Below are 13,252 nucleotides of genomic sequence, written 5' to 3' on the forward strand. Positions count from 1 at the left end.
GCAGCGCTTCCATACAAGATTTGCCAGAGTGAGTACCTACACATGTCTTCCCAAACGAGCAACGGCAAGGCGATTTTTCGCGTTGTCAGCGGCAACTTCCTGGAGATGTTCGACTTCATGGTCTATGGCTTTTACGCCACGGCCATCGCCAAGACGTTCTTCCCGACCGACAGCGCGTTCGCCTCGCTGATGCTGTCCCTGGCCACGTTTGGTGCCGGGTTCCTGATGCGTCCCCTCGGAGCGATTTTTCTCGGTGCCTACATCGACCGCCACAGCCGTCGCAAAGGCTTGATCATCACCCTGGCGCTGATGGCCATGGGCACCATACTGATCGCCTGCGTGCCGGGCTACGCCGTCCTGGGCGTGGCGGCACCGCTGCTGGTGTTGCTGGGTCGCTTGCTGCAAGGCTTCTCCGCCGGTGTCGAACTGGGCGGTGTGTCGGTGTACCTGGCGGAAATCTCCACGCCGGGGCGCAAGGGCTTCTTTGTCAGTTGGCAATCGGCCAGCCAACAAGCTGCCGTGGTGTTTGCCGGCCTGCTGGGGGTGGGTCTCAATCACTGGCTGAGCCCCCAGGAAATGGGCGAATGGGGCTGGCGCGTACCGTTCCTGGTGGGGTGCATGATTGTGCCAGCCATATTCGTGATCCGTCGTTCACTGGAAGAAACACCTGAGTTCCAAGCGAGAAAACATCGTCCCAGCCTGTCGGAGATTGTCCGTTCCATCGGTCAGAACTTCGGCATTGTCTTGGCCGGCATGGCGCTGGTGGTGATGACCACGGTGTCGTTCTATCTGATCACCGCCTACACGCCGACTTTTGGCAAGGCCGAGCTAAACCTGTCGGACCTCGACGCGCTGCTGGTCACGGTGTGCATCGGCTTGTCGAACTTCTTCTGGCTGCCGGTGATGGGGGCGCTTTCAGACAAGATCGGACGCAAGCCGCTGCTGCTCGCCGCCACGATCCTGGCCATCCTGACCGCCTATCCGGCGCTGTCCTGGTTGGTGGCGAACCCTAGCTTCAGCCATTTGCTGATCGTCGAATTGTGGCTGTCGTTCCTGTACGGATCGTACAACGGCGCCATGGTGGTGGCCTTGACGGAAATCATGCCGGTTGAAGTGCGTACCACCGGGTTCTCCCTGGCCTACAGCCTGGCGACCGCGACGTTCGGCGGGTTTACCCCGGCGGCTTGTACCTATTTGATTCATGTATTGGATAACAAGGCGGCGCCTGGGATCTGGCTCAGCGGCGCGGCCATATTGGGGCTGATTGCTACCTTGGTGTTGTTCAGGGGTAATCGTCATGAGCTGCGGACTGCGCAAGCTTCAGTCGTCGGCGGCGCCTGACACATCGCTATCGCGAGCAAGCTCGCTCCCACAGGTGACCGCGTATACCCTGTGGGAGCGAGCTTGCTCGCGATGAGGGCAGCCCAGTCGACACAAACTCCAGACAAAAAAACGCCCCGACAAGTCGGGGCGTTTTCACAAGCAGCTAAGGCTTAGCGTGGGAATGCAGGCGGGTTCACACCGGCCATGTCTTCCATCACGCGAACCACCTGGCAGCTGTAGCCGAATTCGTTGTCGTACCAGACGTACAGAACAACGCGGTTGTCTTGGCTGATGGTCGCTTCAGCATCCACGACACCGGCGTGGCGCGAGCCGACGAAGTCGGTGGACACCACTTCCTGGGAATTGACGAAGTCGATCTGCTTGTGCAGGTCGGAGTGCAGCGCCATGTAGCGCAGGTACTCGTTCATCTCTTCACGGGTGGCGGCTTTCTCAAGGTTCAGGTTGAGAATGGCCATCGACACGTTCGGCGTCGGCACACGGATCGCGTTGCCGGTCAGCTTGCCAGCCAGCTCAGGCAGGGCCTTGGCAGCGGCGGTGGCAGCACCGGTCTCGGTGATGACCATGTTCAGCGCGGCGCTGCGGCCACGGCGGTCGCCCTTGTGGAAGTTGTCGATCAGGTTCTGGTCGTTGGTGTACGAGTGAACCGTTTCGACGTGACCGTTGACGATGCCGAACTTGTCGTTCACCGCCTTGAGCACCGGCACGATGGCGTTGGTGGTGCAAGAAGCAGCGGAGACGATCTTGTCGTCAGCGGTGATTTCGCCGTGGTTGATGCCGTGAACGATGTTCTTCAGCTTGCCCTTGCCAGGCGCAGTCAGCACGACGCGGTCGATACCCGGGCAGGTCAGATGCTGGCCCAGGCCGTCGGCGTCACGCCATACACCGGTGTTGTCCACCAGCAGTGCGTCCTTGATGCCGTACTGGGTGTAGTCCACCTCTGTCGGGTTCTTCGCGTAGATCACCTGGATCAGGTTACCGTTGGCGGTGATGGTGTTGTTTTCTTCGTCGATGGTGATGGTGCCGTTGAACGAACCATGCACCGAATCGCGACGCAGCAGGCTGGCGCGCTTGGTCAGGTCGTTCTCGGCGCCCTTGCGCACCACGATGGCCCGCAGGCGCAGGCCGTCGCCGCCACCGGTTTTTTCGATCAGGATGCGCGCCAGCAGACGGCCGATACGACCGAAGCCGTACAGGACCACGTCGGTGCCTTTGCGAGCCGAAACGTTCTGCTGGCCAACTACATCAGCCATCTCTTCACGCACGAACTGCTCGGCGCTACGGCCATTGCCTTCGTTGCGGAACTTGAACGCCAACTTGCCCAGGTCCACCGAAGCCGCGCCGAGCTTGAGCTCGCTCATGGCTTTGAGCAGGGGGAATGTTTCGTGGACGGAGAGTTCGCTGTCGTCGGAAGAACGGTGGCGAGCAAAGCGGTGGGCTTTGAGGATCGCGATGACAGACTGGTTGATCAGGCTGCGGCCATAGATCGAGCTCACCACGTTGTTATTGCGGTAGAGCTGACCGATGAGAGGGATCATCGCTTCGGCAAGCGCTTCACGATCAATCCATTCACCAAGACACTGGTCGGGCTTCTGAGTCACGGTAACCTTCCACATGTAGGGGCTGAAAAAAGGGGCTACATTATGCCGCCGAGTCCTCGGCGGAGCAATGCGCGCCTGTCGCACCGTGGTTTTCCTGTCGGCCTGGGTAGTCTGCGACTGACAGCAGCCCCCTTCCCCCGCTACACTTGTCGACTTTGTCGCAACGCTGGAGCTCAACCTTCCGTGCCCGTTCTGCGTCTTCCGCTTCTCCCTGCCGCGGCAGGTAAACAGCACTGGGGCAACCTGCCCGGTGCCGCCCTGAGCCTCGCCATCGCCGAGGCTGCCAGCGCTGCAAAGCGTTTCACCCTGCTATTGACCGCCGACAGCCAAAGCGCCGAGCGGCTGGAACAGGAGCTGAGTTTCTTCGCTCCAGATTTGCCGGTCTTGCATTTCCCGGACTGGGAAACCCTGCCCTACGATCTGTTTTCGCCGCACCAGGACATCATTTCCCAGCGAATCGCCAGCCTTTATCGGCTGCCGGAACTCAGTCATGGCGTTTTGGTAGTGCCGATCACCACGGCCCTACATCGCCTGGCACCGACCCAATTCCTGCTTGGCAGCAGCCTGGTACTGGACATCGGCCAGAAGCTCGATGTCGAGCAAATGCGCACTCGCCTTGAGGCCAGTGGCTATCGCTGCGTCGACACAGTGTACGAGCACGGCGAGTTCGCGGTACGCGGCGCCTTGATCGACCTGTTCCCGATGGGCAGCAAGCTGCCTTATCGCATCGACCTGTTCGATGACGAAATCGAGACCCTGCGCACCTTCGATCCGGAAAACCAGCGTTCCATCGACAAAGTGCAGTCGATCCGCCTGTTGCCGGCCAAGGAGTTCCCGCTGCAGAAAGACGCCGTGACCCGCTTCAAGGCCCGCTTTCGCGAGCGCTTCGATGTGGATTTCCGGCGCTGCCCGATCTTTCAGGACCTGAGCAGCGGAATCACCCCCGCCGGCATCGAGTATTACCTGCCGCTGTTTTTCGAAGAAACCTCAACCCTGTTCGATTACCTGCCCCAGGACACCCAGGTATTTTCCCTGCCGGGCATCGAGCAGGCCGCGGAAAACTTCTGGAACGACGTGCGCAACCGCTACGAAGAGCGTCGCGTCGATCCTTCCCGGCCTCTATTACCGCCGGCCGAACTGTTTTTGCCGGTGGAAGACTGTTTTGCCCGCCTCAAGAGCTGGCCACGGGTGGTGGCGAGCCAGCAGGACGTCGAAACCGGCGTCGGCCGCGAACGTTTCCCGGCCAAGGCATTGCCGGACCTGGCCATCGAAGCCAAGGCCACGCAACCCCTGGCGGCACTGGCTGGCTTTCTCGATGCATTCCCCGGTCGCGTGTTGTTCACCGCCGAATCCGCGGGTCGTCGCGAAGTCCTGTTGGAGCTGCTTGAGCGGTTGAAGCTGAGACCGAAGACGGTGGACAGCTGGCCGGACTTCGTCGCCGGCAAGGATCGCCTGGCGATTACCATCGCGCCGCTGAACGACGGCATGGTCCTGGATGACCCGGCCCTGGCCCTGGTCGCCGAAAGTCCTTTGTTCGGCCAGCGCGTCATGCAGCGCCGCCGTCGCGAGAAACGCGCCGACGCCGCCAACGACGCCGTCATCAAGAACCTCACCGAACTGCGCGAAGGCGCCCCCGTGGTGCACATCGACCACGGCGTGGGCCGCTACCTGGGCCTGGCAACCCTGGAAATCGACAACCAGGCCGCCGAATTCCTGACCCTGGAATACGCCGAAGGCGCCAAGCTCTACGTGCCGGTGGCGAACCTGCACCTGATCGCCCGCTACACCGGCAGCGACGACGCCCTGGCCCCGCTGCATCGCCTGGGCTCGGAAACCTGGCAGAAAGCCAAGCGCAAGGCGGCCGAACAGGTGCGCGACGTGGCCGCCGAGCTGCTGGACATCTATGCCCGTCGCGCGGCCCGCGAAGGCTATGCCTTTGCCGATCCGAAAGTCGACTACGAAACCTTCAGCGCCGGTTTCCCGTTCGAAGAAACCGTCGACCAGCAGACCACCATCGAAGCCGTGCGCGCCGACATGCTCGCCCCCAAACCCATGGACCGGCTGGTGTGTGGCGATGTGGGCTTCGGCAAGACCGAAGTGGCGATGCGCGCCGCGTTCATTGCCGTGCACGGTGGCAAGCAAGTGGCGATCCTGGTGCCGACCACCCTGCTCGCCCAGCAGCACTACAACAGTTTCCGCGACCGTTTTGCCGACTGGCCGGTGACCGTGGAGGTGATGAGCCGTTTCAAATCGACCAAGGAAGTGAACGCCGCCGTGGCCGACCTGGCCGAGGGCAAGATCGACATCGTCATCGGTACGCACAAGCTGCTGCAGGACGACGTGAAGATCAAGAACCTGGGGCTGGTGATCATCGACGAAGAGCACCGCTTTGGCGTGCGCCAGAAAGAACAGCTCAAGGCCCTGCGCAGCGAAGTCGACATCCTCACCCTGACCGCCACGCCGATCCCGCGCACACTGAACATGGCCGTGTCGGGCATGCGCGACCTGTCGATCATCGCCACGCCGCCGGCCCGCCGCCTGTCGGTGCGCACCTTTGTCATGGAGCAGAACAAAAGCACGGTCAAGGAAGCCTTGCTGCGTGAGTTGCTGCGTGGCGGCCAGGTCTATTACCTGCACAACGACGTGAAGACCATCGAGAAATGCGCCGCCGACCTGGCCGAACTGGTGCCGGAAGCGCGGATTGGCATCGGCCACGGGCAAATGCGCGAGCGTGAACTCGAACAGGTGATGAGCGACTTCTACCACAAGCGCTTCAACGTGCTGATCGCCTCGACCATCATCGAGACCGGCATCGACGTGCCGAGCGCCAACACCATCATCATCGAGCGCGCCGACAAATTCGGCCTGGCCCAGCTGCACCAGTTGCGCGGCCGGGTCGGTCGTAGCCACCACCAGGCCTATGCCTACCTGTTGACGCCACCGCGCCAGCAGATCACCCCGGATGCGGAAAAACGCCTGGAAGCCATCGCCAATACCCAGGACCTGGGCGCCGGCTTCGTGCTGGCCACCAACGACCTGGAAATCCGCGGTGCCGGCGAATTGCTCGGCGACGGCCAGAGCGGCCAGATCCAGGCCGTCGGCTTCACCCTGTACATGGAAATGCTCGAACGGGCGGTCAAGTCGATCCGCAAGGGCGAACAACCGAACCTCGATCAACCCCTGGGCGGCGGGCCGGAAATCAACCTGAGGGTGCCGGCGTTGATCCCGGAAGACTACCTGCCGGACGTCCACGCGCGACTGATCCTCTACAAACGCATTGCCTCGGCCAGCGACGAAGAAGGCCTCAAGGACCTGCAAGTGGAGATGATCGACCGCTTCGGCCTGCTGCCGGAACCGACCAAGAACCTGGTGCGCACCACGCAGCTCAAGCTCAAGGCCGAGCAACTGGGCATCAAGAAAGTCGACGGCGGCCCCAACGGCGGCCGGATCGAGTTCGAAGCCCAGACGCCGGTCGATCCACTGGTGCTGATCAAGTTGATCCAGGGCCAGCCCAAACGCTACAAGTTCGAAGGTGCCACGATGTTCAAGTTCATGGTGCCCATGGAGCGCGCGGAAGAGCGCTTCAATACCGTAGAAGCGCTGTTCGAGCGCCTCACTCCGACCACTGCTTGAAGGACGCCACATGCGCCTGTTTCGCTCACTGACCTTGTTGTTGACCCTGGTCGCTCCCCTGGCGTTTGCCGACGACCTGTATCAGGTTGAAATGATTCTGGTGCGCCAGAATGCCGAGCCGGCGATTGTCAGCCGCGCTGCACCGGAAGACTGGGACGCCGGCGCGCAACGCCTGGGCGCGGATAGCCAGCGCACACCGGCTATGGGCAATATCGTCGAGAAACTCACCGCCAGCGGCCAATACACGGTATTGATGCACAAGGCTTGGCAGCAGACGCTCGGTGAACAGGGGCGCAAAGTTGCCATCAGCGACGGTACCGAACAGTTCGGGCAATTCCCCATCGAGGGCACCCTGGAGCTGAAGCTGGGCCGCTTCACCGACGTGGATGCCGATTTCTGGATCAACCAGATCAACGCCAACGGCCTGGTCACCGCCAGCGAGCGCCTCAAGCAGCAGAGCCATACCAAGAATGGCCAACTGAATTTCCTCGACAACGGGCATCTTGGCCTGCTGATCAAGATCACCTCGTTGACCGCGCCCGCGCCACGGCAGGCACCTGAAGTCATTCCGGACTGATTGGCGCGCCTATGCCCTCGCCCCTGAGCAAACCCCTGGCACCTTCCTGGGTCAATCGATTCAAGGAACAGAGCCTGGAGCGCGGGCGCCGTTATGCGCTGGAAAACCGCGCCAGGATCGTCGAGGCCGGCGACAGCACCATCACCGCCAGCTGCGAAGGCTCTGGCGGTAACGTCTACCGTCAGACCATTCGCCTTAAAGAGTCAGCCAAGGGCACGCTGATTCTGCTCGAAGCCGCGTGCTCATGCCCGGTGCGCATCAACTGCAAGCACTGCGCGGCAGTGTTGCTGCAAGTCCAGGAAACCCTAGCCTACCCGGCCGCCGAAAAAGACGCGCAGTTGCTGGAAAAACTCCAGGCGGTGCTGGACAACCGCAGCCCCAAGGCCCCGCCACAAGTGCTGGTGGACAACGTGCAACCGGTGCCGCGCCTGTGGCTGGCCAGTATCGAGTTCAGCGCCTTCGAGCCGCGCAATGGCAAAATGCAGCGCTACATTCAACACCGCGCAGCCCTGTCCTTCAGCTATCTGGACGAATATGTCAGCGGCCAGCGCAACACCGACGTACTGATTCGCCAGGAAACCCAGACACTGCGGATAAAACGCCACACCGATGTGGAACAGTCCTACCGCGAACAACTACGGATCCTCGGCTTCAAGGTCGCGACCCGACAAAGTAAGGCCCTGCCGGAAAGCGCAGGGGAACTGTACGAAATGGTCAACGACAGCGCCTGGCTGACCTTCACCCTCAACGACCTGCCGAAACTGCGTAGCCAGGGTTGGGAATTGCAAATCGACGAGGATTTCGGCTTCGATCTGACGGCGGTGGACGAGTGGTACGCCACTGTCGAGGAAACACCAGAGCGGGACTGGTTCGACCTGGAGCTGGGGATCATCGTCAACGGTGAGCGCCTGAGCCTGCTGCCAATCCTGCTGAACCTGATGCGTTCGCACATCGAACTGTTCAACCCGGAACGCCTGGCCCGGCGCCGTGACGACGAACTTATCCTGGTCAACCTGCCCAACCGCCCGAACTCGGAGTTTGGCCCGCAGCAAGTGGCGCTGCCCTATGGCCGGCTGAAACCGGTGCTGGCGACCCTGGGCGAGTTTTACCTGCAAGAGCCCGGCACCACCAAACTGCGCCTCAACAGCGCGGACGCCCTGCGCCTGAACCCGCTGCAGGACATGCCGTTGACCTGGGAAGGTGGCGAACACATTCGTGGCCTGGCGCAACGCCTGCGGGACATCAAGGATTACACCACCACCGCGCCAGAGGGCCTGAACGCGACGCTGCGGCCTTATCAACTCGAAGGCTTGAGCTGGATGCAATCGCTCAGGCAGCTGGAAGTCGGCGGCATTCTCGCGGACGACATGGGCCTGGGTAAAACCCTACAGACCCTGGCGCACATTCTCAGCGAAAAAAACGCCGGACGCCTGGACCGGCCGTGCATGGTAGTGATGCCCACCAGCCTGATCCCCAACTGGCTCGACGAGGCCGCTCACTTCACGCCGCAACTCAAGGTATTGGCGCTTTACGGCCCGGGGCGCAAGAAGCATTTCGACCGACTGGCCGATTACGACCTGGTCCTCACCACCTACGCCCTGCTGCCCAAGGATGTCGAGCGTCTGGCCGCGCAGCCGTTGCACGTGCTGATCCTCGATGAAGCCCAGTACATCAAGAACCCCACCAGCAAAGCCGCCCAGGCCGCCCGCGAGCTCAATGCCCGCCAGCGGCTGTGCCTGTCCGGCACGCCCCTGGAAAATCACCTGGGCGAACTCTGGTCGCTGTTTCACTTCCTGCTGCCGGGCTGGCTTGGGGACGTCAAGAGTTTCAACCGCGACTACCGAGTACCTATCGAAAAACGTGGCAGCGATGTACGACTGCAGCACCTCAACGGTCGGATAAAACCTTTTTTGCTACGCAGGACCAAGGAGCAGGTGGCGACGGAACTGCCACCCAAGACCGAGATCATCCATTGGGTCGAACTCAGCGACGCCCAGCGGGACGTCTACGAAACCATGCGCCTGGCGATGGACAAGAAGGTCCGCGACGAGATCACCCGCAAAGGCGTGGCCCGCAGCCAGATCATCATTCTTGAGGCGCTGCTCAAACTGCGCCAGGTCTGTTGCGATTTGCGCCTGATCAACGACGCCGCCCCGCCTGCCCGAGGCAGCACCTCGGGCAAGCTCGACAGCCTGATGGAAATGCTCGAAGAGCTGTTTGAGGAAGGCCGTCGGGTACTGCTGTTTTCCCAGTTCACATCCATGTTGGCGCTGATCGAAGATGAGCTGAAAAAACGCAATGTCGACTACGCAATCCTGACCGGCCAGACCCGAGACCGACGCACGCCGGTCAAGGAATTCCAGAGCGGCAAGCGTCAGATCTTTCTGATCAGCCTGAAGGCCGGGGGCGTAGGCCTGAACCTGACCGAGGCCGACACGGTGATTCATTACGACCCGTGGTGGAACCCGGCCACCGAGAATCAGGCAACCGACCGTGCGTACCGCATCGGCCAGGAAAAGCCGGTGTTCGTCTACAAGCTGATTGCCCGAGGCACCGTGGAAGAGAAAATCCAGCTACTGCAAAAGGAAAAGTCCGACCTCGCCGCCGGTGTGCTGGACGGACGCGTGGCCGGCGACTGGAAACTGCAAAGCGACGATATCGAGGCCCTGTTCGCACCGCTGCCGGACAAACTGGAAAAACGCTAACCCCCAATCCTTGTGGGAGCCGAGCTTGCTCGCGATAGCTGACTATCAGGCGACATAGCCCGTGAATGTGTCGGTGAATCAGGTCTTGGGCAACGGTGCAAACAACGCTTCGATATCGCTCTGCTCAAGCTTCCACCCCCCCATTGTTCCACCGTCCAGCACACTGCCAGCCAACGCAGCCTTATCCTGCTGAAGGGCTTGTATCTTCTCTTCCACGGTGCCTCGGGCAATCAGTTTATAGACGAACACAGGGTTGTTTTGCCCAATCCGGTAAGCTCGGTCGGTGGCCTGGTTTTCCACCGCCGGATTCCACCAAGGATCAAAATGAATCACCGTGTCGGCAGCCGTCAGATTGAGCCCTGTACCGCCCGCCTTCAGACTGATCAGGAAAAGCGACACCTTGCCGCTTTGAAAGTCCCTCACCGGGGTGCGGCGATCCGTGGTGGAGCCGGTCAATAACGAATAGGTAAGGCTTCGCTTTTGCAGCTCCTCTTCAATCAAGGCCAACATCGAGGTGAATTGGGAAAACAGTAGAATCTTGCGCCCCTCGCTGAGCAACTCATCGACCATTTCCATCAAACTGGCCAGCTTGCCACTGCCGGAACGCAACGCTTTGGCCGTCTGCACCGTATTGAGCAACCTCAGGTCGCAGCAAACCTGACGCAACTTGAGCAATGCATCCAGAATGATGATTTGGCTACGCGCCACGCCGCTGCGGGCGATTTCGTCGCGGACCTTCTTGTCCATGGCTACGCGCACGGTTTCATAGACATCCCGCTGCCCCTCACTGAGTTCGACCCAATGCACTACTTCAGTCTTAGGTGGCAGCTCAGTGGCGACTTGCTCCTTTTTGCGCCGTAGCAGAAACGGTTTTATCCTCGCCGTCAGATGGCGCATTCGCTCGCTATTACCGTGCTTTTCGATCGGCGTTCGATAGTCCCTATTGAAGCTTTTGCTATCCCCCAACCAGCCTGGCAGCAGGAAATGAAACAGCGACCAGAGTTCGCCCAAATGATTTTCCAGGGGCGTACCGGACAGGCACAGGCGCTGCCGGGCATTGAGTTCGCGGGCAGCCTGGGCGGCCTTACTGGTGGGGTTCTTGATGTTCTGTGCTTCATCGAGAATCAGCACACTCCAGGCCTGGGGCTTTAACACCTCCAGATCCCGTGGCAACAAGGCATAAGTCGTCAATACCAGATCGTACTGTGCAAGACTGGCGAAATCTTTTTGCCGGGCTGCGCCATGCAGCGCCACGACGTTGAGCTGCGGTGCAAAGCGCGCGGCTTCGTCAAGCCAGTTGGGAATAAGACTGGTGGGCATGACCGCAAGCGCAGGGACATCCAGGCGTCCGGCTTGCTTCTCGCAGAGCAGGTGAGCCAGGGTCTGCAAGGTTTTACCCAAGCCCATGTCATCGCCCAGGATGCCGCCGACTTCCAGCTCGCGCAGCGTCTGCATCCAGTTGAGCCCTTGGAGTTGATAAGGTCGCAGCGTGGCTTTGAGCCCTGCTGGCGCAGGAACATGCGCGTGAGTCGACTCATGCAATCGCTTAGCGAACGTGCGCAATCGCTCCCCGCCCTGCCAGGTCAACGGCACGCCTTCCAGCACATTCAACCTGGCCGCATCAAAGGCGCTCAGCCGTATCGAGTCCCCCCGATGCTCCTTCATGTACAACTCGCCAAGCGTTGCCATCAACGGCTTGACCCGCCCATACGGCAACGCGACCTTCACGCCAGGACCCGCGGTGAGTTTTCCACCGTTGAGATCAATCAACATCAACTGATCATCACTGCGCTGATCGAGATTGCCCGGATCCATCATCTCGGGGCTTGAGCGAAGCAAGTCAAGCAAGATCGGCAGCAGACTGTGCCGTTTGCCATTCACGACGATGCCCAGTTGTAAGTCGAACCACTCTCGGCCGGGAGACTCCTCGATGTCGGCGTACAACTGCTCCACCGGTTGCAGATCGAAATGAAAGCCCGCTTCGATATCGACCTGCCAATTGGCAGCATGCAATTGCGGCAGGCCTTTATCCATGAATGCCAACCAGGCCGCGTCATCCGCCATTCGGAACAGCTCACCACCGCTACCCGCCAGCGCAAGACTTTTGCGATTGGCTTTCTTGAAACCTAACTTACGCAGAACGGTGCGAAAGGCTTGCTCGACATCCGGCTTACGCTCAATGCGCAAGATTTCGGTCCTGGACAGGACCAGCAGTTCGCTGGGTGCTTTATCGTCCGCCACATGACCATCATAAATAAAGGTCAATGCCGCGCGATGTTCCGGAACAGAGTTCCAGTGCCGGAACTCGAGCGCACTTCCCAACGTCAACACCGCTCGCGGCTCAACACCTTCGATGAGGCGCTCAGTCAGTTCTTTAGGAGGCGGGATTGAGTGGTCAATAGCGTTGATCCGGTGACTGAAGAGCACGACATCTCGAACGGGCACCTCCGGAGCACGGCATAAATGGCACGCCAATTAGTCGTCCATTTCATAGGACAGCCGGCCAAGCTCCCTGCGCGACAAATCCAGATAATGAAGCGGCTCAAGCACCAGAACGTTTTCAAGCACCTGATCGCCACTTCGCCACCGAGGCCGATAATTGCCGTTGGCCTGCTCTTCCCAGACGAACTGCGCATTTTTTTGCGGCCCTGCGCCCAATGGCTGCGGCGGGTCGAAATCCAGGAACAGGCGTGAGGACTGTAATGCCAGCGCCAGCACCTCGGCGCCACTGCGCTCTTGCAACGGGAAACTGTTCTGATTGGGATAATGCTGATTGCTGATAAGCGACTGACCAATCTGCTTGTCGACGTCGGACATATAATTCGGAAAACGATTCAGCATGTCCGTCAGTTGGCCAAACGCTTTCAGATCCTTCAGGGAACCATCATCGAGTTGGCGCCCCTTGAAGAGCTCCAAAATCCATTGCCCTATGTACGTCTTCTTGAGTTTGTAGAAGATCCGGACATCGGCGTCTTTTTTGCTGGGTAGCGAATCGGCGCCCCGCTCGGGAATACCCTTGATCCAGGTTTCAAGTTCAGAATTCAGGCGCTCGCTGACGGATCCGTCCCCCAATGCTTGGGGATTCGCAATTAAATGGAACATGACGGCAGCGCAGTGCTTGCAGCTGTCACCGACCGGGCACGAGCATTCGTAACGAACGCCGTCGTATCCCCGATAACGAGTGAGCTCGATCACCTGCTGATAGACATTATCGTCGCCACCCGCGCATTCGGCGTGAATCGACTGCTCGTCTATCCGCAGTATTCGTACTCGCTCTCTGTCGGCGTAGTCGAACCCGCGCTCAAGGGAACGCTGATGGAAGCATTCGCCCCAATCTGTCTCAAGCAGTGCTTCAATTGATTGGGTCATGGGAACTACCAATCTTACGCATACCG

The 13,252-nt window shown here is 60.2% G+C and carries 5 protein-coding genes and 1 pseudogene; 4 read left to right on the top strand and 2 right to left on the bottom strand.

Features of this window, described 5'->3' with window-relative positions; translation table 11 throughout:
- Positions 1–42 precede the first annotated feature (42 nt).
- Positions 43–1,341 (top strand): MFS transporter, encoded by a 1,299-nt coding sequence (locus tag KI237_RS20415; RefSeq protein WP_212796797.1) that lies wholly within the window; start codon positions 43–45, stop codon positions 1,339–1,341.
- A 152-nt stretch (positions 1,342–1,493) separates the two neighbouring features.
- On the opposite strand, the gene KI237_RS20420 is transcribed toward KI237_RS20415, so the two are convergent.
- The gene (locus KI237_RS20420; RefSeq protein ID WP_135844535.1) at positions 1,494–2,957 is read right to left on the bottom strand and encodes a glyceraldehyde-3-phosphate dehydrogenase; all 1,464 of its coding nucleotides are present in this window, start codon (positions 2,955–2,957) and stop codon (positions 1,494–1,496) included.
- 168 nt (positions 2,958–3,125) lie between these two features.
- Between KI237_RS20420 and mfd the strand changes: the two genes are divergently transcribed.
- Genes mfd through KI237_RS20435 form a run of 3 tightly spaced genes read left to right on the top strand, consistent with a single transcriptional unit; the run spans position 3,126 to position 9,857 of the window.
- On the top strand, positions 3,126–6,575 hold the full coding sequence (gene mfd / locus KI237_RS20425; protein ID WP_212796798.1) for a transcription-repair coupling factor: 3,450 nt from the start codon (positions 3,126–3,128) through the stop codon (positions 6,573–6,575).
- A gap of 10 nt (positions 6,576–6,585) precedes the next feature.
- Positions 6,586–7,152, top strand: a complete 567-nt coding sequence (locus KI237_RS20430) for a CsiV family protein (RefSeq protein ID WP_212796799.1) — start codon at positions 6,586–6,588, stop codon at positions 7,150–7,152.
- Between the two features lie 11 nt (positions 7,153–7,163).
- A complete protein-coding gene (locus KI237_RS20435; protein ID WP_212796800.1) occupies positions 7,164–9,857 on the top strand; it encodes a DEAD/DEAH box helicase in 2,694 nt (897 codons plus the stop codon).
- Positions 9,858–9,935: 78 nt separating this feature from the next.
- Here the strand turns inward: KI237_RS20435 and KI237_RS20440 are convergent.
- Positions 9,936–13,226, bottom strand: a pseudogene (locus KI237_RS20440) (DEAD/DEAH box helicase).
- Between the last annotated feature and the right edge of the window lie 26 nt (positions 13,227–13,252).

Source organism: Pseudomonas sp. St316 (assembly GCF_018325905.1).
In the GTDB taxonomy this organism is placed as follows: Bacteria; Pseudomonadota; Gammaproteobacteria; order Pseudomonadales; family Pseudomonadaceae; genus Aquipseudomonas.